Origin of the sequence: Paraburkholderia edwinii, from assembly GCF_019428685.1 — a bacterium.
Taxonomy (GTDB): domain Bacteria; phylum Pseudomonadota; class Gammaproteobacteria; order Burkholderiales; family Burkholderiaceae; genus Paraburkholderia; species Paraburkholderia edwinii.
In genome coordinates this window covers 515,361-537,918 of record NZ_CP080095.1, presented here as the reverse complement: position 1 = coordinate 537,918, position 22,558 = coordinate 515,361, and the positions used below count along the sequence as shown (strand labels likewise).

Below are 22,558 nucleotides of genomic sequence, written 5' to 3'. Positions count from 1 at the left end.
TCTAAGAGAATTAGAAGATTGACGTGAGCGCCGTTCGATGCGAAGAGCCAATGCAGGGCGGGTTCACCGCATGCGTTCACTCTTCGGATTGACCACCTTCGAGCCTGGCGGGCGGGAACCCGTCGCAACGCTCCTCAAAGGCGAGGGCAGATTGTAGCAAATCAGGATGGCGCGTGCGACCGGCATTTACCGTGATGGGGCCCGATAAATGCGCGCCGGAACGAGGCCGGCGGTGGCGTGTTCAAGGCATCCGCTGCCTGACATTCGTGTGTTCAATTCTCGCTTCAGATGCGCGCCCCAGATCCGCACTTCAGCTTCACGCTTCAGCTTCAAATTGGCAGCATTTCAAGCAGCGGCGCGAGCAGCACCATCACGACGCCGGCGATCATCATCGTGAGGCTCGCGACCACCCCTTCTTCGCTGCCGAGCTCGCGCGCTTTCGCGGTGCCGACACCATGCGCGGCCGCACCGAACAGCGCGCCGCGCGCAAGCCGCGAGCGCAGCGGCAACAGCGCGAGCACGAGTTCGCCGAAGATCATGCCGCACACGCCGGTTGCGATCACAAACAGCGCCGTGAGGTCTTTCGGCGCGTGAATCTTGTCGCTGACCGCGAGCGCGAACGGCGTCGAGACGGAGCGCGTCATCAGGCTGCGCTGCAATTCCGGCGACAGGTGCAGCAGTTTCGCGAGCGCAAGCGAGCCGCCGACCGCAACGACAATGCCGACCACCACACCAACCGCAAGCGAAATCCAGTGCCGCTTCATCAGTTCGCGATACTCGTAGATCGGCACCGCGAACGCGACGGTTGCCGGCCCAAGCAGCCACATGAGCCAGCGCGTGTCCTGGAAGTAGACGCGATACGGAATATGCGCGAACGCGACGATTGCCACGAGCACGATCGGCACGGCGACGAGCGGCGTGAGCCACATCGTCTTCACGCGCGCGTAGAGCATCTTCGACAGGAAGTAGAGCGCGACCGTCAGTACAAAACAGGCGGCGGCGATCACGCGCGACGCGTCGTCGGCAAACAGGGACGTGAAAAACGCGGACGTGGGGAGCGTGGTCATGACGTGGGCGCGGGCATGGTAGTGGCGTTCAACTGATCGCTCGAAGCGTCGCTCAACCGCGACCGACGCGACCCGCACTCACCGGCACGCGGCGCAGCGCCAGCCGGCGTTCGAAACGCGACGCCTGCTCGACCGCAAACGCCACCGCGACCATCACCATCAGCGTGCCGCCCGCGACGACGAGCGCAAGCCGCCAGCCGTCCTCGCGAAAGAGCCCGCCGTACTGAACCGCCGCGACGGCAGCCGGAATAAAGAACAGCAGCAATTCGGACAGCAGCCAGTCGGCGCCCGCCTTCACCCAACGCGGCGCGATGCCGCCGCACAGCAACGCGACCAGCAGCGCGAGCAGCCCGACCACGCCGCCCGGCACCGGCAACCCGATGCGCTTCACCGCAAAATCGGCGACGAACCAGACGCCCGCGAGCGCCAGACACTGCGCGACGATCCGCGCGACGCGCACGACCGGCTCGAGCGCGCCCGATCGAGCGCTGGCGGCAAACCTCGTCATGGAAACGCTCATCTGGCCACTCCCTGGAAACTTTTATGGTCAGACGAGTATAGGGTTATCCCTGATATAAATATAATGACTTAGACTCATTCAAATCATTCCATAATGGAATCCGACGGACTGCACGGCGTGCGCTGTACGGCAATCACGGCCTTGCGGCCCCGAAGCCGGCGTCGGGTCGGCCGGGATACCTATCGGGAGCCTTATCGTGGAACTGCGTGCACTTCGCTACTTCATCGAGGTCGTCCGGCAGCAAAGCTTCACCGTTGCCGCCGAGCAGATGTACGTGACGCAGCCGACCATCAGCAAGATGGTGAAGGCGCTCGAAGACGAAATCGGCTCGCCGCTGCTGCTGCGCGACGGCCGCCAGATGGTGCTGACCGACGCGGGACGGATCGTCTATCAGCGCGGCCAGGACGTGCTCGCCGCGCAGGCGCAGCTGCAGAAAGAACTCGACGACCTCGGCACGCTCGGCCGCGGCACGCTGACGATCGGCATTCCGCCGATGGGCGGCGCGCTCTTCACGCCGGCCATCGCCGCGTTCCGCCAGCGCTACCCGAAGGTCGAACTGAAGCTGATCGAGGAAGGCTCGCGTGCCGTCGAAGCGGCGCTGATCGATGGCGAGCTTGAACTCGGCGGCGTGCTGCTGCCGGTCGATCCGGAGAAGATCGACGCGCTGCCGATGACGCGTCAGCGCCTGTGGCTCGTCGCGCGCAAGGGTACGCGCTGGGACGCAGTGCAAGAGGTGCCGCTTGCCGATCTCGCTAACGAGCCGTTCGTGTTCTACGGCGAAAGCCTCGCGCTCAACGACATCGTGCAGCGCGCATGCCGTACCGCCGGCTTTGCACCGACCATCGTGAGCCGCAGCGAGCACTGGGACTTTATGGTGGCGCTCGTGCTGGCGGGTGTCGGTATCGCGCTGCTGCCGGCGCCGTATTGCCGACGGCTCGATGCGGCCGAGTTCACGTGCCGGCCGGTCGTCGAGCCGGAAATTCTGTGGGAAATCGCGATCGGCTGGCGGCGCAACGGCTACCTGTCGCATGCGGCGCGCGCGTGGCTCGATGTCGCGCGAGAAACGCTGCGCGGGCAATCCGGCGATGACTTCATGCATGCGCCGGCTCTGGGGATCGTGATGAGTGGCGGCGCCGCAGTGCCAGCGAGGAATGGCGACAGCACGAGTCATAGCAAGGGCGAGAAATGAGGCCGATGCTCGCCAGCATGCGCCAGGTAACGTAATGGTTAACCTTTCATTGGCATTACAAAATGGCCTACCTAGAATTCAGTGGCAGCTGAACGGCTGACCGGGCCGCGAGCGACAGCTCGCTGTCCAGCAGCATCGCGCGGCAGAACAAGTTCTGGGGAGATCGCCGTGGCCACGTCTGACAGGAAGGGAAAAGGTGAATCGGCGCGCCGAAAATTTCTTCGGCGCGCCTCCGCGGGGGCGGCGGCCGGCGCCACCGGGGCTGTATCGCTAGGCTTTCCGGCGATCGTGAAGGCTCAAGGCCCAATCGTGATGCGCTGGCAGAGCACGTGGCCGCAAAAAGACATCTTCCACGAATATGCCGTCGACTTCGCCGGCAAGGTCAACACGATGACCGGCGGCGACCTGAAGATCGACGTGCTGCCGTCGGGCGCCGTCGTCAAGGCGTTCGATCTGATCGATGCGGTCAGCAAGGGCACGCTCGACGGCGGCCACGGCGTGTGCGCCTACTGGTACGGCAAGAACTCGGCGCTTGCGTTGTGGGGCTCGGGCCCGGCGTGGGGCATGGATGCGAACATGCTGCTTGCGTGGCATAAGTACGGCGGCGGCAAGGAGTTGCTCGCGGAGATCTACCGCGACCTCAATCTGAACGTCGTGTCCTATCTGTACGGACCGATGCCGACACAGCCGCTCGGCTGGTTCAAGAAGCCCATCACGAAGCCGGACGATCTCAAAGGCACGAAGTTTCGTACCGTCGGACTATCGATCGATATCTTTACGGCAATGGGCGCAGCGGTCAACGCGCTGCCCGGCAGCGAGATCGTTCCGGCGATGGACCGCGGCCTGCTCGACGCAGCCGAGTTCAACAATGCGAGTTCCGATCGCCAGCTCGGCTTTCCCGATGTGTCGAAGATCTGCATGTTGCGCAGTTTCCACCAGTGCTCCGAAACGTTCGAGATTCTCTTTAACAAGCCGAAATACGACGCGCTGCCGCCGCATCTGAAGGCGATCATCGGCAACGCGGTCGAAGCCGCCTCGCAGGACATGTCGTGGAAGGCCATCGACCGCTATTCGAAGGATTACCTCGCATTGCAGAAACAGGGCGTGAAGTTTTACGCAACGCCGAATGCGGTGCTGCAGGCGCAACTCAAGGTCTGGGACGACATCGTCGCCAGAAAGGAGAAAGAGAATCCGATGTTCAGGAAAGTCAACGATTCAATGCGCACATTCGCCGAGCGTACGACACGCTGGCAAAGCGACACGAACGTCGACTACCGGATGGCGGCCGCGTACTACTTCGGCAAAAAGACGTGAAGGACGTTCGCGGGCAACCGCTGTGAGCGATCCATGCAAAAGCTGCTGCTGCGTGTCGATGCGATCAGCACATGGGTAGGCCAGGCGTTCGCGTGGCTGATCGTCGCGCTCACGCTGATGATTTCCTACGAGGTCTTTTCGCGTTACGCGCTGGGCGCGCCGCACGCATGGGCATTCGACGCGGCGAACATGCTCTACGGCACGCTGTTCATGATGGCGGGCGCCTACACGCTGTCGCGCAACGGCCATGTGCGCGGCGACGTGCTGTACGGCTTTTTTCCGCCGCGCACCCAGGCGCTCGTCGATCTCGTGCTGTACGTCGTTTTTTTTATTCCTGGCACCGTCGCGCTCGTGTGGGCCGGCATCGATTTCTTTAACGATTCGCTCAGGCAGAACGAGCACTCGTCGATTGCGGCAGACGGCCCGCCGATCTACCCGTTCAAGGCTGTCATACCGATAGCGGGCGCGTTTCTGCTGCTGCAAGGCGCGGCGGAAATCGTGCGCTGCGCGATCTGCCTGCGTCGCGGCACCTGGCCGCGACGCGCGGGCGACGTCGAGGAAGTCGATGTCGAGAAGCTCAAGCAGTCGATCGGCGAACCGCCGCGCGAAACCGCGGCCTCGGTGCAGCAGGACGCCCAAAGCCCCACCGAAACGCGGAGCGCGCCATGAGAAAGGAGGCGTGGTTCGGACTTTGTCTGATGGCGCTGGTGCTCGCCGGCATTGTGTTTCTGATGCCGGCGCCGTCCGCGATGACAAACGAGCACCTCGGCCTGCTGATGCTCGCGCTGATCGTGATCTGCATCATGCTCGGATTTCCGACCGCGTTCACCTTGATGGGCATGGGCGTGCTGTTCGCGTGGCTCGCCTATCGAAGTGCAAGCCCGGAGCTGGCGGTCCGGCAGACGCTCGACCTGATGGTGCAGCGCACGTATGGCGTGATGACCAATGAGGTGCTGATCTCCATACCGCTGTTCGTCTTCATGGGGTATCTGATCGAACGAGCCAACCTCGTCGCGCGCCTGTTCAGGAGTCTGCACCTCGCGCTCGCGCGCATTCCCGGTTCGCTCGCGGTCGCCACGCTCGTGACGTGTGCGATTTTCGCGACCGCGACCGGCATTGTCGGCGCGGTCGTGACGCTGATGGGGCTGCTCGCTTTTCCCGCGATGCTGAAGGCCGGCTACGGCACACGGCTGTCGGCCGGCGTGATTACCGCCGGAGGTTGCCTCGGCATCCTGATTCCGCCGTCCGTCCTTCTGATCGTGTATGGCGCGACCGCGGGCGTGTCGGTCGTGCAGCTCTATGCGGGCGCATTCTTTCCCGGGCTCATGCTCGCCGGGCTCTACATTATCTACACGATCGTCGTCGCGAAGCTGCGTCCAGACCTCGCGCCGCCGCTGTCCGAGGACGAGCGCCGCGTGCCGTTGCCCGAATACGCGCAACCGGCCACCGGTAGGCGCGGTCCCGGTGCGCTGCTTGCGCTGATGCGGCTGCGGCACGACAGGTCGGGTATTGCCGTGCCACGGCGCATGCTCAATCGGCAAATTGCGATCGCGCTGATTCCCGCCATCACCGTGCTCGGTGCCGCGCTGCTCGGCTACCGCGTGTCGGTGGCACCTCAGCCGGCACTGACGGCAGCCGCGCCGATCGACCTCAGCGAACAACGCTTTTCCGACGACGCTGCGCCGCCTGGCATCGACAGTCTGCAGGCGCCGCCCGCCGAGCCGGCGACGGCTCGCGCGGCGCCCGGCAATGCAGACGAGGCAGCGCGCGCGGCCCCCAATGCGCCGCACGCGGAAAGTCTGCCGGCCACCGTGGACAAACCGGAAAGGCATGCAGCCAATCAACCGTCAAAGTGGTTCTGGATCGGCACCGGAATCGTTGCGCTGCTGACGATCGCCTTCTATCTGTGGTTCGATTTCGCGCGCCTCGAAATCTTCAAGATGCTGCTCGGCTCGTTCTTCCCGCTTGCCGCGTTGATCGTCGCCGTGCTCGGCTCGATCGTGTTCGGACTCGCGACGCCGACCGAGGCCGCCGCGGTCGGCGCATTGGGCGGCGTAATACTCGCGGCACTGTATCGGCAGCTGAATTTCACGGTACTGAAGGAATCGGTGTTTCTGACCGCTAAGACCAGCGCAATGGTGTGCTGGCTTTTCGTCGGCGCGTCGATCTTTTCGGCGGCATTCGCGCTGCTCGGCGGACAGGCGCTCATCGAGCGATGGGTGCTGTCGATGCAACTGTCGGCGCTCGAATTCATGGTGCTGTCGCAGATCATTATTTTTCTGCTCGGCTGGCCGCTCGAATGGACGGAGATCATCGTCATCTTCATGCCGATCTTTATCCCGCTGCTCGCGCACTTCAATATCGATCCGCTTTTCTTCGGCCTGCTGGTCGCGCTCAATCTGCAAACCGCGTTTCTGTCACCGCCGGTCGCGATGGCCGCCTTTTATCTGAAAGGCGTTGCGCCGCGGCATGTAACGTTGAACCAGATCTTCGCCGGCATGATGCCCTTCATGGCGATTCAGATCGTCGCTGTCGTGCTGCTTTATCTGTTTCCCGCCATTGGACTGTGGCTTCCGTCGGTGCTTTATGACTGACACACACCACGCGCCGGCGGCAGCGCACGCCCGGCGCGGCGCGGTCTGCGGCGTCGGCCCATGGTAGAGAGGTCGATTCGATGCCTGAACAGATCACGAAGTACCCGGATGTCACATTGAAGGTGCTGAAAGGAGCGGGAGCCGTTTGCGGAGAAGGCGCCCCGCAAAAGATCCTGACGCAATGCCCTGCCGCGCGGTTCTGCGCGCTTCCGACCGGCGAGATATGCGTCTATGGCATCGACGAGATTCCGACGATGACGCAAATCAGCGCAAGCGACGTCGCCGCCGTCGTTGCGCCGGCAAGTCAATCCGCGACTGCGCCGCTAGTCTCGACATCGTGGGTAACGGGTGTCGTTCTTGCCGCCGGCCTGCTCACAGGCTTCGTGTTCGGTAGATACGGGAAAAAGCGCTAGGCCACCCGCGCCGGTCGCCTGCCCGTGCCCGCTTCGCTCAAGCTCGCAACACAGTCAATCAAACACGCCCGCCCCCGCGCGCCGCTCACGCCGCAGCAGCACATCGCGATAAATCCCCGCGCGCTTGCTCAGTTCACCCGGCGTGCCATCGTCGACCAGACGGCCATGCTGGATCACCACAATGCGGTCGAAGTTGCGCAGCGTCGACAACCGGTGCGCGATCGCCACCACGGTGCGCCCCGTCATCAGCCGGTCGAGCGCATGCTGGATCGCCGCCTCCGATTCGCTATCGAGCGCGGACGTCGCTTCGTCGAGCAGCAGAATCGGCGCGTCCTTCAGAAACGCGCGCGCAATCGCAATGCGTTGCCGCTGTCCGCCGGAAAGACGCGCGCCGCGCTCGCCGACCACCGTCTCGAGGCCGTCGGGCAGCGAGCGGATCAGGTCCAGACAGTTCGCGCGCTCGCAGGCACGCAGCACTTCGACTTCGCTCGCATCGGGCTTGCCGTAGCGAATGTTCTCGAGCAGCGTCCGGTTGAATAGAGAGATGTCCTGCGGCACGACCGCAATCGCGTCGCGCAGGCTCGCCAGACTCACATCGGCGAGTCGCTGGCCCGAAATCGCGACCGCACCCGACGCCCGCGGCGGATCGAACGTACGCTGCAAGAGCGCGAGTATCGTTGTCTTTCCCGCACCGGATGGACCGACAAGGCCCACGCGCTGCCCCGAGTCGATATGCAGGCTGAAGTGATCGAGCACCGGCCGGCGGCCCGGATACGCGAACGTGACGTTCTCGAAGTCGATATTCGCGTCGCGGATCTGCAGCGCGGGCGCACCGATCGCTTCGTCCATCTCGCGCGGCACGAGCAGCGTCTGCGCCGCTTCGGCAAGCCGCGACACATGCTGGGTCACGTCGACAAGCGCAACCGCGAGGTCGCGCGTGCCATGCAGAATCGCAAATCCGAGCGAGCTGACGAGCACCACGTCGCCGGTCGTCGCGCGCCCTTGCGTCCACAGCCACAACACCCAGCCGAGCAGCCCCGCCGACAGCAACGCGGTCGCCGCCGCATGGAGCAGACGCAGCTTCTCGAGGTAGCGCAGGCTCGTTTGCCGCGACGCCATCTCGCCGGACAGAAACGCGTCGAGCCGGGCGCTCTCGCGCTGGGTCGCGACGAACATCCTCACCGTCGCCATATTGCCGATCACATCGACGAGCTCACCGTCGACCGAAGCCGCGTCGGACGCGAAGCGCATGTGCTTGCTGCTTCCCTTGCCGGCAAGCCAGAACAGGACCGCGGCCATGCAGACCGAGATCAGCAGCAGGCAAAGCGCCATCCACACGTTCACCCATCCCAGAATGGCGATTGCGCCGAGCACCGATAGCAGCGGCGGCAGCGCAACCCACGCAACGGTGTTCTCGATCGAAAACACCGCGTTCGCCGTCGCCGACACGCGGCTTGCCAGCATGCCGGGCCGAACCTCGGAAAAATACGTCGAGGAATGGCCGGTCACGTAGCCGAACAGCTGACGCCGCACGTCGCCCGTCACCGCGACGAAGGTGCGCACGCTGATCCAGCCCGACACGCGCCAGAACAGGTTGTCGGCAAACAGCAGCACGACGATCACCACGAATGCGGCAATCACGCCCGCAGGATGCGCGCGCCCGTGCGGCAACGCGTCGATCAGATTCCGGATCGCAAACTGCGACGCGAGCGAGCAGCCCACCGCCGCAACGATGCCTAGCAGAACGAATGCATGCGCAAGCGGACGGCGGCCAACGTATTGCAGCAGCAGCAAAATCGGCTTTCCGGCGTACCGCGCGAGCGTTTTCGCACGGCGGCCGCGCGTGCGCGATGCACGCGGGCCGCCGGCCGCGTTGGCCGCGTTGGACTTCACACTGCCCATTCCGAGGCTTTCGAGCATCGCTGGATGACTCCTCGTCTGGCGGGTTCGCACGCGCGTGCGCACCGGAGCGTGGCGGCGTCAGGCCGCCCGCGTCCTCACCCGTAGCAAGCCGCTCGCCTGACACCCCACTTTCGCGACGCCGCCCCACGCTTCCGAAAAATCACCACGGCGGCGCGGGCCGCGCGACAATCGACAACGCTCGCCCACGTTGCAGACGGAGACATCTGATGGAAACATTCGGACCCGGCAACACGCACGAAGTGACAAACCAGGTACCGCAACTCACCGGATACAACCTGTTCACAAGCGACGCGGCGCTCGTCGCCGCCGTCGAACGCGAAGGCGCCGGCTGGCATCGCGCCGCACTCGAGCGCGACGGCGCGGCGCTGAGTTCTCCCGACGTACTCGCGCTCGGCGACCTCGCGAACCGTCACACGCCCGAACTGATGACATACAGCCCACGCGGCGAACGCATCGATACACTCGAATTCCATCCGGCATGGCACACGCTGCTGGCGCAACTGCGCGCGGCAGGCGTGCACGCCCTGCCGTTTTCCGATCCGCAACCCGGCGCAATGGTCGCGCGTTGCGCCGCCTACTTGCTGCATTCGCAAATCGAATCAGGCGCGTTATGCCCGATCACGATGACCTTCGCGAGCATCCCCGTGCTGCAGCGCGAACCGCAACTGTTTGCGGCGCTGCGCGACCAGCTTTACACGCGCGAGCACGATCCGCGCGACGTGCCGCTCACCCAGAAAAAATCGATGATGATCGGCATGGGCATGACCGAGAAACAGGGTGGCTCGGATGTGCGCAGCAACCGCACGCATGCATTTGCATCGCTCGGGTCGAGCGGCTCGGGCCGCGGCGCCGAATATCGGCTGGTCGGTCACAAGTGGTTCTTTTCGGCGCCGCAGTGCGACGCGCATCTGGTGCTCGCGCGCACCGACGATCACGCAGGTGTGTCGTGCTTCTTCGTGCCGCGTTTTACGCCCGACGGAAACCGGAATGCCGTACACATCCAGCGTCTGAAGAACAAGCTCGGCAACCGCTCGAATGCGAGCAGCGAAGTCGAATTCTTCGAGGCCTACGGCGTGATGGTCGGCGACGAAGGCCGAGGCGTGCCGACCATTATCGAAATGGCGAACTACACGCGCCTCGATTGCGCGCTCGGCAGCACGGCGTTGATGCGCGCGGCGCTCGTGCAGGCGATTCATCACACGCGGCATCGCAGCGCGTTCGGCCGGCTGCTGGCCGAACAGCCGCTGATGCGCAACGTGCTGGCGGACCTCTCGCTCGAAGCGGAAGCGGCGACCGTCCTCGTCATGCGCCTCGCACGCGCATTCGAAGACTCGACGGGCACGCTCGAGGAACGCGCATGGCGGCGCCTCATTACGCCGGCCGCGAAATACTGGATCTGCAAGCGCGCACTCGAATTCACCGGCGAGGCGATGGAGGTCTGGGGCGGCAACGGCTATGTCGAAGAAGGGCCGATGGCGCGTTTCTATCGCGAGGCGCCGGTCAATTCGATCTGGGAAGGATCGGGCAACGTGATGTGCCTCGACGTGCTGCGCGCACTCGAAAAGGAACCGGAAGCCGCGCAGGCGCTGCTCACGCAATGGCGCGACGTCGCACAGCATCACGCGTCGCCCGCTTCGGCGCTCCCGGCCGCGCTCGACCGGCTGCTCGCGGCGCTCGCCGCATCGCCCGATACGCGCGAAGCCGCCGCGCGCCGCATCGCGCAGCAACTGGTGCTGATCGCGCAGGCGGTGCTGCTCGTGCAGCACGCGCCGCCCGTCGTCGCCGATGCGTTTATCGCGACGCGAATCGCGGACGGTTGCGGCGACAGCGGGCGTGTGTATGGAACGTTGCCGGCGACGCTCGATCATGCGGCGATCGTCGAACGCGCATTTGCGGGGTAGATAGAGAAGCAGAAGTGAGAGGTGCGGCACGCACTCGGTCCAGCCGCAGCGGAACCGGGCGAGCGAGCGCCTGCGCTACTTCAACCAGCGCGTCGCCGGCACGTCGCCGCGCGGCAGACGCGCGGCCGCCGCATCGACAGCCGGATCCGCCGGATTTGCGGCATCGACCGTCACGTTGATGTCCTTGTCTTGCGGCGCCGCCTCGGTCGCGTCGGCCGCACCGCTTTCGAGCCGGTGCAGCCACGCGAGCAGTTCCGCGACCGCCGCGTAAAGCTGCGGCGGAATCCGCGAGTCGAGGTCGACCTGCATCAGCAGCGACACCATCTCGGGCGCCTCGTGCACATAGAGACCCGCTTCTTTCGCGCGCTGCACGATCATGTCCGCGACGAGCCCATAGCCCTTCGCGACGACGCGCGGCGCACCCGGTTGCTGGTCGTCGTAGGACAGTGCTGCGGCGCTTCTGCGGGTGGTGCGGCTCAAAGCGGAACGTCTCCGTCGAAGAGATCGAACGGCGGCATTTCGCTATGGCTGCCGGCCTGTACTTCGCCCGCGGCGCCAGCGGCGTGTGCCGCAGCGGCAGCCGCGGCTCGCGCATAGGCAGCCGCCGCGGCCTGCATCGATGGCGCGCCGGTCCAGCCGGCCGGCCGGCCCGCGGCGCCTTCGTCAGGTCCGCTGGCAATTTCGCGAATCGCCAGCGCATTGAGCGCAATGCCGACCGCCGCCAGACGCTGCCGGAACGATTCGCCTTGCGCCGCGAGCCGTGCGGCGCCCGACGGGCTCGCCTGGACACGCGCGGTCAATTGCGTGCCGACGAGCGTGAGGTCCGCGTCGACCGTGCCGAGCAAAGGCAACGACAGCGTGAGCCGCGTGCGCCAGGGACGCAGCGCTTCGGAATCGGGCGCGTCGGCGTCGCCGCCGCGCGACCAGCGGTCGCCGCGCTCTTCGATGGTCCAGTCCAGACGCGCGCCCGGCCAAGCCTCGCCGCTCCAGCGGAATTCGCCGGTCGCGAGCAGATCGAGCTGCTGACGCACAAGCGTAACCGTCGCCGGATGCACCGACGAAGCCATCATTTGCGTGGAAAGCTGGGCCTGCGCGGCGTTGGCCTGGCCACCGCCATTGACCCCGGCGTTCGCGTTGCCGGCCTGTGCACCGTCGCGTGCGGACGAGGCCGACCCGGCGCCGAACGCGTCTCCGGCGAATTCCTGCACGGCCGCCGCGAAGCGCGCCGTTATTGGCATCGGATTGCCCTGCGCCTCGCGCGCCGAACCCGGGTTCGCCTGGGCCGCGCCGCCTTGTTGTGCGGAACCACCGCGCCACCACGGCGCGATGCCGTCTTCGTCGGCTGTGCTCGGGTCGAGCGCCCAGTCGGGCGGCATTTGCGAGGTTTCGAGCACGAGCCGGTTCTGCGGCTCGTCGAACAGCGACGCGGGCGGGCGCTGCCCGCTTAGCCACTGCGCGAGATGCGATTCGTAAAAGAGCCCGCTTTCGCCGACCGTCTGGCGCAATGCGGCAGCGAGCGCGTCGACGGGCACGGACACGGCTGCAGGCGTGACGCCCGCCGCGCCCTGCGTGGCGCCGGCTTCGGCGTCGGCCTCGGCCGGCGACGCCGCAGCAGCCGCGCCGGACGCAGCCGCCCCACCCGCGTTCGCTTGCGCCGCGTTGCCGCTTGCCGCGCCCGTTTGCGCGCCGTCCGCCAGCATGCCGCCGCCATCGTCGAGCGCCGGCACGACCGGCCAGATCGGCCACTGGCCGACGAGCGACGGCGTCGCGTCGCCGCCCGCACGCATGATCGCGTCGAGCGTCAGCGCAATGCGCGACAGAATGGTTTGGGCGGAAGCTTGCGGCTGGTTACCGAGTAACGATACCGGTGTGCCGGAGGTCGGCGTATCGACGGCCAGTGCCGACGTACCCGTTTGCGCAGTCGTGGCGTTGCCGCGCGAAGCGATCGACAACAGGCTGTCGACGCGGCTGGCAAGCAGCGCAGCTACGGCCGTGTCGATGTTGGTCATGCATCCTTCCTGTTGTCGCTCGGAAAAAACAGAAATTAGAAACAAAAACCTGGAAACGGCCGGTGCGCAACCGAAGCGCACTAGGTCGGTGCGAAGAAATCGCTCAAAATCAGCGTGCATAATGAGCACGCAAAAATGCGGAAGGCAAACCGCCGCCGACGTACGTGCGCCGGCGGCTGGCCTGTCTCACCGCGCCCCGTAGATCTCTTTCAGCACCTTCGCCGTGCGGCCCGCGAACAGTGCGGACAGCTTCGCGAGACGCGGATTCGCGAGTTCGCGGATCGCAGCGTCATTGGCGAGGATTTCACGAATCAGCTCGTATTTGCGGCCGCGCTCGTCGTCGTCGAGATGCACGCCCACTTCAGATTCCTTAAGACTGTCAACCAGACTGCGGTACTCGTTCTGCATGTGAGCCAGTTCGCCCCACAGCGCATCGCGGGCGGCCGTCAACATCCGGCACGATATTGCCGCGATCGCCTCATAGCGGGCGAAGTATTCCTGATTTGCAGTCATCTCACCGCTTCCGCGGATACCTGTGCAGCCATCCGCGCCACTTCCGGCCCAATACCCGTCCATGCTTCCTCGATCGTTGCGAGCAGTCCGTCGACTTCGATCAGCATCGCTTCGTTGCTTTTGATATTCGCTTCCAGCAGGCGCCTTGCCATATAGCCGTACAGCGCATCGAGCCGCGTGGCGATTTCGCCGCCCGCATTGCGGTCGAGCGACGCCTGCAGACCGCTTTCGATGATCCGGATCGCCTTGCCGATCGTCTCACCGCGCCGGCCGACCTCGCCGTGCTGCAGATGGAAACGCGCCTGCGCAACCGCCTGGCGCGCGCCCTGAATCAGCAGCGCGATCAGACGATGCGGACTCGCGCCCATCACCCCTGTCTCGTTGCCCACGCGTGCGTAAGCGTTGGCTCCGGCATGCCCTGGGGAAAACATCGGCGCTCCTCCTGTGTGATGCGCGCTGCGGTTGGATCAGACAAAGTCAGTCCCTCCGCTCCCGTAATCGCAGTGCGGCGACTGTGTGTCCGTGTTATCGGACGGTCAGGACAAAGCTTTAGGGTGCAAAAGCGAGGACTGACTGACGCGCGCGAGACGCCGCTGAGGGTGCCGATCCGGGAAGCCGCTCAGGAATCCGCTCAGGACGCCTTTTACACCTGCATCTGCATGATGTCGTTGTAGGCGGTGACGAGCTTGTTGCGCACCTGCAGCGCGAACTGGAAGCCGATGTTGGCCTTCCCGCCGTCGATCATGACGTCGTTCAGCGACACATTCGGCGCGCCGACTTCGAACGCCTTCGCCTGGTTGTCGGCCGCGACCTGGTCGTTGCTGACCTTGTCGAGCGACGCCTTGAGCGCGGCGCCGAAGCCGCCGGCATAGGCGCCACCGGCCTGTGCGCCCGATGCGGCGGGGTCGCCGGCCGCTTCCGACGCCATCGACTGGATCTGCTGCAGCGCGGAAGTAAGCGGATTCGCGACGGTCATGATTTCTCCAGGAAGGAAGAAGAACCGGCTGCGCGAACCAAGAGCGGCCGCCATACCGGATTGACGGGAAGCATAAACGGCGACGCCTTACAGACAGTCGTGAAAGTAGGGGGAAAACCCTGCTCTATTCGGCCAATCGCGTTGCATCCCGCAGGGGAAAATGCGCATCGTGAAAGTCTCTGTCCGCGCGCCCGACGCTCATGGCGCGGCTCCCGCGGACGAGACCCAGGCATCCCGGAGAACCCCGACGCATGGATTCGTCAGCCAATTCCCTGATCAACCCCGAAAGCCGCAGCATGGGCCTCGCGAACGCGCAGCCCGCCGCAGGCACGGCGGGCGCCGCTGCCGGCCAGTCGGCCGGCGCGGCCGACCTTGGCGGCCTCGGCGGCAACTTCGCGCAACGGCTGTCGTCGTTCCCGTCGTCGATTACGCAGATGCGCGGCAACCCGCGCGCGCCGCTGATCATCGCCCTCGCGGTGCTGATTGCCGTCGTGGTCGGCCTTGTCTTGTGGTCGCGCGCGCCCGACTACAAGGTGCTGTACAGCAACCTGTCGGACCGCGACGGCGGCGCGATCGTCGCCGCCCTGCAGCAGGCCAATATTCCGTACAAGCTGTCCGAAGGCGGCGGCGCGATCATGGTGCCGGCCGACCAGGTGCATGAAATGCGCATGCGTCTCGCGCAGCAAGGCCTGCCGAAAAGCGGTTCGGTCGGCTTCGAACTGCTCGACAACCAGAAATTCGGCATCAGCCAGTTCGCCGAGCAGGTGAACTACCAGCGCGCGCTCGAAGGCGAGCTCGAACGCACGATCCAGTCGATTTCGACGGTGCAGTCGGCGCGCGTGCATCTGGCCATTCCGAAGCAATCCGTGTTCGTGCGCGACGCCGAGCCGCCGTCCGCCGCGGTGATGGTCGACCTGTACCCGGGCCGCGTGCTCGACGAAGGCCAGGTCAACGCGATTACGCATATGGTCGCCTCGGCCGTGCCGCAGCTGTCGCCGCGTAACGTGACGATCGTCGATCAGGACGGCAACCTGCTGACGCAGCCGAGCGCCGGCACCGGGCTCGACGCGACGCAGCTCAAATATGTGAAACAGGTCGAGCGCGACACGCAGCAGCGCATCGATGCGATCCTCGCGCCGCTGTTCGGCGCCGGCAACGCGCACTCGCAGGTCAGCGCCGATATCGACTTCGCGAAGGTCGAGCAGACCGCCGAAACGTACCAGCCGAACGGCAGCCCGCAACAGGCGGCGATCCGCAGCCAGCAGTCGACCAGCGACACGCAGATGCAGCAGGCCGGCGCCTCGGGCGTGCCGGGCGCGCTGTCGAACCAGCCGCCGCAGGCCACGCAAGCGCCGATCGACGCGCCGAATGGCGCGAGCGGTGCGACGCCGCCTACGCCGATCAGCGACCACAAGGATTCGACCACGAACTACGAGCTCGACAAGACCGTGCGTCACTTCCAGCAAGGCGGCGGCGGTATCAAGCGGCTGTCGGTCGCGGTGGTCGTGAACTACCTGCCGCACACCGACGCGAAGGGCCACACGACGCAGCAGGCGCTGCCGGCCGACAAGCTCGCGCAGGTCGAACAGCTCGTGAAGGACGCGATGGGCTTTGACGCGAAGCGCGGCGACTCGGTCAACGTGGTCAACAGCCCGTTCACGCTGCCGGTCGACCCGAACGCGAACCTGCCGTGGTGGCGCCAGCCGGACATGATCGCGCTCGGCAAGCAGATTGCGACGTATCTCGGCATCGCTGCCGTCGCGCTGTTCCTCTACTTCGTGATGGTGAAGCCGGCCCTGCGCCGCGCGTTCCCGCCGCCGGCCGAACAGACGCAAAGCGCCGGAGCGCTCGCGTCGTCGGCGGACGAGCCGATGCTGCTAGACGGTGTGCCGGCCTCGGAGCGGGCCGGGCTTGAAGAAGGAGGCTCGGACGCGGCGCTGCTCGCGTTCGAAAACGAGAAGCATCGATTCGAGAAGAATCTTGAGTACGCGCGCCAGATCGCGCGCCAGGATCCGAAGATCGTCGCAACCGTCGTCAAGAACTGGGTGTCCGATGAACGCTGAAGGCATAACCAAGAGCGCGCTGCTGCTGATGTCGATCGGCGAGGAAGAGGCGGCGCAGGTATTCAAGTTCCTCGGCCCGCGCGAGGTGCAGAAGATCGGCGTGGCGATGGCCGCGCTGCGCAACGTCACGCGCGAACAGGTCGACGAAGTGCTGCAGGAATTCGCGCGCGAAGCCGAACAGCACACGGCCCTCTCGCTCGATTCGAGCGACTACATCCGCTCGGTGCTGACCAAGGCGCTCGGCGAGGACAAGGCCGGCGCGATCATCGACCGGATTCTGCAAGGCAGCGACACGAGCGGCATCGAAGGCCTCAAGTGGATGGATTCGGCTGCGGTCGCCGAACTGATCAAGAACGAACACCCGCAGATCATCGCGACGATTCTCGTGCACCTCGACCGCGATCAGGCCTCGGAAATCGCCGCCTGCTTCACCGAGCGCCTGCGCAACGACGTGCTATTGCGGATCGCCACGCTCGACGGCATCCAGCCGGCCGCGCTGCGTGAACTCGACGACGTCCTGACCGGCCTGCTGTCGGGCAGCGACAACCTGAAGCGCAGCCCGATGGGCGGCATCCGCACGGCGGCGGAAATCCTCAACTTCATGCCGAGCAATCACGAGGAATCGGTGCTCGAAAACGTGCGCCAGTACGACGCGGAACTCGCGCAGAAGATCATCGACCAGATGTTCGTGTTCGAGAACCTGCTCGATCTGGAAGACCGTGCGATCCAGCTGCTGCTGAAGGAAGTCGAATCGGAAGCGCTGATCATCTCGCTGAAGGGCGCGCAGCCGGCGCTGCGTCAGAAGTTCCTGTCGAACATGTCGCAGCGCGCGGCCGAACTGCTCGCCGAAGACCTCGATGCACGCGGTCCGGTGCGCGTCTCGGAAGTCGAGACGCAGCAGCGCCGCATCCTGCAGATCGTGCGCAACCTGGCCGAGAGCGGCCAGATCGTGATCGGCGGCAAGGCGGAAGATGCGTATGTCTGAACGTGAGCCCGCGCGCAGCGACGTGCTGTCCGCGTATCAGCGGTGGGAGATGGCATCGTTCGATCCGGTGCCGGAACCCGAACCCGTTGAAGACGAACGCGACATCGAAGCCGAGATTCAGCGGCTTCGCGACGCTGCGCATGCCGAGGGAGTCGCGTCGGGCCATGTGGCCGGACAGGCGCTCGGCTATCAGGCGGGCTACGAGCAGGGACACGCGAAGGGCGTCGAACAGGGACGGGCCGAAGCGCGCAAGGAAGCGGAGCGCGTGATCGCGATCGCCGATGCGTTTACCGGCGCGCTCGGCGCCGCGCAAAGCGAAGTGGCCGAGACGCTGGTCGCGCTCGCGCTCGATATCGCCCAGCAGGTCGTGCGCCAGCATGTGCAGCACGACCCGACCGCGCTGCTCGCCGCGGCGCGCGAAGTGATCGCGGCCGAACCGGCTCTTACCGGCGCGCCGCATCTGATCGTGAGCCCGGCCGATCTGCCGATCGTCGAGGCGTATCTGATGGACGAACTGCGTGCGCGCGGCTGGAACGTGCGCACCGATCCCGCGATCGAGCGCGGCGGCTGCCGCGCGCAGGCCGCGACCGGCGAGGTGGACGCGACCATCGGCACGCGCTGGGAGCGCGTCGCAGCCGCGCTCGGCAAGGTGAGCACATGGTGACGCCGACCCTCGACGACATCCACACAAACGATCTCACGCCGCTCGAGCGCGAGATCGCGCTGGCGTCGGTCGGGTCGAATCCGCCGCACGCGCGGCCGGCTGTCGCCGCGGACAACCTTCATTTGCAGGCATGGCGCCAGCGCCTCGACGGATTGCGCGAGCGCAATGCGATCGCGAAGCCGCTGCGCGCATGCGGACGCCTGACCCGCGCAGCCGGTCTGGTGCTCGAAGCGGTCGGACTGCGGCTTTCGGTCGGCTCCGAAGTGATGATCGAATTGCCGCCCGGCAGCACGCTGCCGATGGCCGAAGCGGAAGTGGTCGGCTTCAACGGCGATCGTCTGTTTCTGATGCCGACCACCGAAGTGCATGGCCTGTTGCCCGGCGCGCGCGTCTTTCCGCTCGAAAGCGCGCCGGTCGAAGACCCGATGACGGGCGCAAAGCGCCTGCCGGTCGGCTGGGGACTGCTTGGCCGCGTGCTCGACGCATCGGGCCGGCCGCTCGACGATCTCGGCCCGCTCGCCGTCGCCGACGACGCGCCGCTGACCGCGCCGACCATCAACCCGCTGCACCGCGAACCGATCCACAAAGTACTCGACGTCGGCGTGCGGGCGATCAACGGCTTGCTGACGGTGGGCCGCGGCCAGCGCATGGGTCTGTTCGCGGGCTCGGGCGTCGGCAAGTCGGTGTTGCTCGGCACGATGGCGCGCTACACCAGCGCCGAAGTGATCGTGATCGGCCTGATCGGCGAACGCGGCCGCGAAGTGAAGGAATTCATCGAGCAGATTCTCGGCAAGGAAGGCCTCGCGCGTTCGGTCGTCGTCGCGGCGCCGGCCGATGTCTCGCCGCTCTTGCGGATGCAGGCCGCCGCGTACACGACGTCGCTCGCCGAATATTTCCGCGATCAGGGCAAGCACGTGCTGATGCTGATGGATTCGCTGACGCGCTATGCCATGGCGCAGCGCGAGATCGCGCTCGCGGTCGGCGAGCCGCCGGCCACGAAGGGCTACCCGCCGTCGGTCTTCGCGAAGCTGCCCGCGCTCGTCGAGCGCACCGGCAATGGACCCGAGGGCGGCGGTTCGATCACCGCGTTCTACACGGTGCTTACCGAAGGCGACGACCAGCAGGACCCGATCGCCGATTCGGCGCGCGCGATTCTCGACGGCCATATCGTGCTGTCGCGCGCGCTCGCCGAATCCGGGCACTATCCGGCGATCGATATCGAAGCGTCGATCAGCCGCGCGATGACCGCGCTCATCGACGACAAGCATCTGGAAAAGACGCGCATGTTCAAGCAGATGCTGTCTCGCTATCAGCGCAACCGCGATCTGATCAATGTCGGCGCCTATTCGAGCGGGCGCGATGCGCTGCTCGACCGGGCAATCGCGCTTTATCCCCGCATCGAGGCGTTCCTGCAGCAAGGCTATCGCGAATGCGCACCATTCGACGCGAGCCTGCAGGCGCTTGGCGCGCTGTTCAACGAAGGAGGCTGAAGATGGCGGACCCTACCCCGCTGCAGATGCTGATCGAGCTGGCTCAGGAAGAACTCGACGCCGCCGCGCAGCGCCTTGGCCGTGCGCAGCGCGACCGCAACGACATCGAAAAGCAGCTGAATGCGCTGATCGAGTACCGCAACGAGTACTACACGCGCTTTACGACGTCCGCGCAGCTCGGTATGGCGGCCGGCAACATGCGCAACTTCCAGGCGTTTATCGACACGCTCGACACGGCGATCGAGCAGCAACGCCGGCAGCTTGCGAACGCGACGGCGCGCCTCGAGGCGGCCAAGCCCGAGTGGCAGAAGCAGAAGCAGAAACTCGGCTCGTATGAGGTGCTGCAAGCACGCGGCGAAGCGGCCGAAGCGCGCAAGGTCGCGCGGCGCGAACAGAAGGACGCCGACGAGTTCGGCGCACGGATTTTGAGGATGCGGACCGGCAACGCCTGACGCAAGCAAGTCACGCGCATCGCGCCTCGCGTGCGTTCGCGCGTTGAAGGCGGCCGGATTGAGTGGACCTGGTTTGACTATCGTGCCCCAACCCTGCCTAGGGCGGGAGACGGGCTTTGACCGACGGGAAACATCATGTCGAAAATTTCGATGATCGATTCGTTGCTGTCCGCGCAAGGCGCGGCGGTTTCGAATTCCGCAAGCGCGGGTAACGCGGCGCTTTTCGCGCAGACGCTGCAGCAAAGCATCGCGGCGCAGACGAATGCAGCCAATCCGGCCGCTTCCGCCCAGCCAGCGCGGGGCGCGCAGCAGCCGTCGTCCGCGTCCAGCGCGTCGGGCTCGCAGCCGCAGCAGAACAATGGCGCGGACAGCGCCAACGCATCGAACGGCACCGGCACCGTGCATCCGGGCGATAGCGCGCAGGCGTCGCAACCGGCGCAGCCGGGCTCGTCGCAGGATGCATCGTCGACGAAGTCTTCGTCTTCGACGGACAACAGCGCGCAGCAGGCCGGCAACTCGGACAACGACAAGACCGGCGACGCGAATTCGAAGTCGCAGGACACGCAGGCGTCGAATGGCGCGGACGCGTCAGCGGCCGCTGCGGCAGCCGCGGCGGCGGCGGCGCAAGCGCAGGCCCGCGCGAACGCGGCGGCCGATGCGAACAAGGACGCCAGCACGGCTGCCGACGCGGCAGCCGCGGACGCCAACGCGGCGGCGCTCGCCGGCAATGCGAAGACCGACGGCACCGGCGATCACAAAGGCCTCGGCGGTCTGTCGACGGGCGGCAAGTCCGTGCATCAGAAAGTCGACTCGGCGCTGGCGGCGCTGAACAGCGGACGCACCGATCTGGTCGCCGCCCTGCCCATGCAGAACTTCGCCGCCGGCGCGGCCAACGGTGCAAGCAGCGATAAGGCGAGCGCCGATCTCACGGCCGGCGGCCACGGCAATTCGGACGGCAAGGGCTTCGGCATCGGCCCGATGCTCGGCGACGCGAAGGCGGGCGCGAACGGCGCGGCGAACAACGGCATGCAGTTCGACAACGCGTCCGTCGCCGCAACCGCTGCCCAGGCGCAGCAAACCACGCAAGCGAACGCGAGCGCGGCAGCAGCGGCAGCAGCCGCCGCCAACGCCGACGCGACCGCCGCGGCGAGCCTGCCTGCCGCAACCGGCGGCATCGATGCGCTCAATGCCGCACTGGCCGCCACGCAAGCGGGCGGCGCCGGTGCGGCAGCTAGCGGCACGGGCGCGTCGCAATCGGCGAAGTCGGGGGCCGCGGCCTACACCGACAACGCGCTTGCGCCTGAAGTGGGCAGCAACGACTGGGACGAAGCGCTGAGCCAGAAGGTCGTGTTCATGTCGAACATGCGTCAGCAGAGCGCCGAACTGACGCTGAACCCGGCGAACCTCGGGCCGCTGCAAGTCACGCTACAGATCGCGGACAATCACGCGCACGCGCTGTTCGTCTCGCAGCACCAGGACGTGCGCGCCGCGATCGAAGCCGCGCTGCCGAAGCTGCGCGACGCAATGGAGCAGAACGGCATCGGCCTTGGCAGCACTAGCGTCAGCGACGGCTTTGCGCGACACAGCGGGCAGCAGGCGCAGGACGGCGGAAGAAGCGGCGGCAACCGCGGCGGCTATGACGGCGGCAGCGCGAACGACACGGCCGCGACGACGGTGACGACGTCGGGCCCGACGCGCCGGACGGTGGGGCTCGTCGATACGTTTGCGTGATTTGGACAATTGAGTTGGCAAATGAGTTGGCAAATGAGCGGGCAGACGCGCTGGCAAATGAGCGAACAAGCGAGCTAACCACGAATCTCCCCTCTTTTCGGCCCATCACCCGGCTTGCATTTAACGAACAATGCACGCTACCAAACTGACTTCAAGCTGACCTCGGACAGCCGCCGCATTTACAGACACGACACATGGCCACCACGACCGCAAACCCGCAAGCTGCCGTAGCGCCGCGCTCGCCCGGGCTGATCAAACGCACGCTCGTGATCGCGCTGATCGCACTCGTCGCGGCCGGTCTCGCCGGCGGCGGCACCTGGTTCTACATGAGCCGCCACGAGACCGCCGCGCCGGCCCAGCCCGCCGCGCAGGCGCCGAAGCCTTCGCCGATCCCGGTCTTCTTCGCGCTCGAGCCGATGACCGTGAATCTGCAATCGGACGACGGCGAACAGCACTATCTGCGCATCGGCCTGACGCTGAAGCTCAACGACCAGCAGACCCAGGAACATCTGACCGCGCATATGCCGGAAATCCGCAGCCGCGTGCTGCTCGCGCTGTCGAACAAACACCCCGACGAACTCGCGCCGCTCGACGGCAAACGTGCGCTCGCGAAAGAACTCGCCGCGCTGATCGAACAGCCGACCGAAGCCGGCAGCCCGCCGGTCCATGTCGACGACGTGCTGTTCACCGAGTTCGTCGTTCAGTGACGCTGCGTCGCGCGCAAGCGCGTCTCTCTCAATAGGCGAACCGACGC

At 65.9% G+C, this 22,558-nt stretch carries 21 protein-coding genes and 1 riboswitch; of the genes, 13 read left to right on the top strand and 8 right to left on the bottom strand.

The window, feature by feature from the left end:
• Positions 1-18: 18 nt before the first annotated feature.
• Positions 19-142: riboswitch (S-adenosyl-L-homocysteine riboswitch) on the bottom strand.
• A gap of 187 nt (positions 143-329) precedes the next feature.
• On the bottom strand, positions 330-1,067 hold the full coding sequence (locus KZJ38_RS02295) for an LrgB family protein (protein ID WP_219798608.1): 738 nt from the start codon (positions 1,065-1,067) through the stop codon (positions 330-332).
• Between the two features lie 52 nt (positions 1,068-1,119).
• Complete coding sequence (locus KZJ38_RS02290; RefSeq protein ID WP_219798607.1) at positions 1,120-1,587, bottom strand: CidA/LrgA family protein; 468 nt, start codon at positions 1,585-1,587, stop codon at positions 1,120-1,122.
• Positions 1,588-1,783: 196 nt separating this feature from the next.
• Between KZJ38_RS02290 and KZJ38_RS02285 the strand changes: the two genes are divergently transcribed.
• The 5 genes from KZJ38_RS02285 (at position 1,784) to KZJ38_RS02265 (ending at position 7,097) form a co-directional block, all read left to right on the top strand.
• Positions 1,784-2,776: a LysR family transcriptional regulator gene (locus tag KZJ38_RS02285; RefSeq protein ID WP_219798606.1), complete on the top strand. Its 993-nt coding sequence runs from the start codon at positions 1,784-1,786 to the stop codon at positions 2,774-2,776.
• A gap of 288 nt (positions 2,777-3,064) precedes the next feature.
• Positions 3,065-4,090 carry a TRAP transporter substrate-binding protein gene (locus KZJ38_RS02280; protein WP_425518298.1) on the top strand — a complete coding sequence of 342 codons (1,026 nt, stop codon included), beginning with the start codon at positions 3,065-3,067 and terminating at the stop codon, positions 4,088-4,090.
• A gap of 33 nt (positions 4,091-4,123) precedes the next feature.
• The gene (locus KZJ38_RS02275) at positions 4,124-4,759 is read left to right on the top strand and encodes a TRAP transporter small permease subunit (protein WP_219798604.1); all 636 of its coding nucleotides are present in this window, start codon (positions 4,124-4,126) and stop codon (positions 4,757-4,759) included.
• The gene (locus tag KZJ38_RS02270) at positions 4,756-6,684 is read left to right on the top strand and encodes a TRAP transporter large permease subunit (RefSeq protein WP_219798603.1); all 1,929 of its coding nucleotides are present in this window, start codon (positions 4,756-4,758) and stop codon (positions 6,682-6,684) included. The genes KZJ38_RS02275 and KZJ38_RS02270 overlap by 4 nt, the downstream gene beginning before the upstream one ends.
• 80 nt (positions 6,685-6,764) lie before the next feature.
• Positions 6,765-7,097 carry a hypothetical protein gene (locus KZJ38_RS02265; RefSeq protein ID WP_219798602.1) on the top strand — a complete coding sequence of 111 codons (333 nt, stop codon included), beginning with the start codon at positions 6,765-6,767 and terminating at the stop codon, positions 7,095-7,097.
• A gap of 54 nt (positions 7,098-7,151) precedes the next feature.
• Here the strand turns inward: KZJ38_RS02265 and KZJ38_RS02260 are convergent, their stop codons facing one another.
• Positions 7,152-8,999, bottom strand: coding sequence for an ABC transporter ATP-binding protein (locus KZJ38_RS02260; RefSeq protein WP_219800077.1), 1,848 nt, complete (start codon positions 8,997-8,999; stop codon positions 7,152-7,154).
• 227 nt (positions 9,000-9,226) lie between these two features.
• Between KZJ38_RS02260 and KZJ38_RS02255 the strand changes: the two genes are divergently transcribed.
• Positions 9,227-10,921 (top strand): isovaleryl-CoA dehydrogenase, encoded by a 1,695-nt coding sequence (locus tag KZJ38_RS02255; protein WP_219798601.1) that lies wholly within the window; start codon positions 9,227-9,229, stop codon positions 10,919-10,921.
• A 75-nt stretch (positions 10,922-10,996) separates the two neighbouring features.
• Here KZJ38_RS02255 and KZJ38_RS02250 read toward each other — a convergent pair whose 3' ends face one another.
• From KZJ38_RS02250 to fliE, 5 genes are all read right to left on the bottom strand, one after another.
• Positions 10,997-11,401 carry an EscU/YscU/HrcU family type III secretion system export apparatus switch protein gene (locus KZJ38_RS02250; RefSeq protein ID WP_219798600.1) on the bottom strand — a complete coding sequence of 135 codons (405 nt, stop codon included), beginning with the start codon at positions 11,399-11,401 and terminating at the stop codon, positions 10,997-10,999.
• Positions 11,398-12,930: a flagellar hook-length control protein FliK gene (gene fliK, locus KZJ38_RS02245; RefSeq protein ID WP_219798599.1), complete on the bottom strand. Its 1,533-nt coding sequence runs from the start codon at positions 12,928-12,930 to the stop codon at positions 11,398-11,400. The genes KZJ38_RS02250 and fliK overlap by 4 nt, the downstream gene beginning before the upstream one ends.
• Before the next feature lie 186 nt (positions 12,931-13,116).
• Positions 13,117-13,443: a flagellar protein FliT gene (locus tag KZJ38_RS02240; RefSeq protein ID WP_219798598.1), complete on the bottom strand. Its 327-nt coding sequence runs from the start codon at positions 13,441-13,443 to the stop codon at positions 13,117-13,119.
• Positions 13,440-13,874: a flagellar export chaperone FliS gene (gene fliS, locus KZJ38_RS02235; protein ID WP_219798597.1), complete on the bottom strand. Its 435-nt coding sequence runs from the start codon at positions 13,872-13,874 to the stop codon at positions 13,440-13,442. The genes KZJ38_RS02240 and fliS overlap by 4 nt, the downstream gene beginning before the upstream one ends.
• Positions 13,875-14,086: 212 nt before the next feature.
• The gene (fliE, locus tag KZJ38_RS02230) at positions 14,087-14,419 is read right to left on the bottom strand and encodes a flagellar hook-basal body complex protein FliE (protein WP_219798596.1); all 333 of its coding nucleotides are present in this window, start codon (positions 14,417-14,419) and stop codon (positions 14,087-14,089) included.
• A gap of 251 nt (positions 14,420-14,670) precedes the next feature.
• Here fliE and fliF point away from each other — a divergent pair, with 251 nt between their 5' ends.
• The 7 genes from fliF (at position 14,671) to fliL (ending at position 22,511) form a co-directional block, all read left to right on the top strand.
• Positions 14,671-16,482 carry a flagellar basal-body MS-ring/collar protein FliF gene (fliF, locus tag KZJ38_RS02225; RefSeq protein WP_219798595.1) on the top strand — a complete coding sequence of 604 codons (1,812 nt, stop codon included), beginning with the start codon at positions 14,671-14,673 and terminating at the stop codon, positions 16,480-16,482.
• Positions 16,472-17,467 carry a flagellar motor switch protein FliG gene (gene fliG, locus KZJ38_RS02220; protein ID WP_075158458.1) on the top strand — a complete coding sequence of 332 codons (996 nt, stop codon included), beginning with the start codon at positions 16,472-16,474 and terminating at the stop codon, positions 17,465-17,467. Before fliF ends, fliG begins: the two co-directional genes overlap by 11 nt.
• A complete protein-coding gene (gene fliH, locus KZJ38_RS02215) occupies positions 17,454-18,131 on the top strand; it encodes a flagellar assembly protein FliH (protein ID WP_219798594.1) in 678 nt (225 codons plus the stop codon). The genes fliG and fliH overlap by 14 nt, the downstream gene beginning before the upstream one ends.
• Positions 18,125-19,621: a flagellar protein export ATPase FliI gene (gene fliI, locus KZJ38_RS02210; protein WP_219798593.1), complete on the top strand. Its 1,497-nt coding sequence runs from the start codon at positions 18,125-18,127 to the stop codon at positions 19,619-19,621. Before fliH ends, fliI begins: the two co-directional genes overlap by 7 nt.
• A gap of 2 nt (positions 19,622-19,623) precedes the next feature.
• Positions 19,624-20,073 carry a flagellar export protein FliJ gene (fliJ, locus tag KZJ38_RS02205; protein WP_219798592.1) on the top strand — a complete coding sequence of 150 codons (450 nt, stop codon included), beginning with the start codon at positions 19,624-19,626 and terminating at the stop codon, positions 20,071-20,073.
• A 135-nt stretch (positions 20,074-20,208) separates the two neighbouring features.
• Positions 20,209-21,804, top strand: a complete 1,596-nt coding sequence (locus KZJ38_RS02200; protein ID WP_219798591.1) for a flagellar hook-length control protein FliK — start codon at positions 20,209-20,211, stop codon at positions 21,802-21,804.
• Positions 21,805-21,998: 194 nt separating this feature from the next.
• Entirely contained in the window at positions 21,999-22,511 is a 513-nt protein-coding gene (fliL, locus tag KZJ38_RS02195; protein ID WP_219798590.1) for a flagellar basal body-associated protein FliL, read from the top strand.
• Positions 22,512-22,558: the final 47 nt, after the last annotated feature.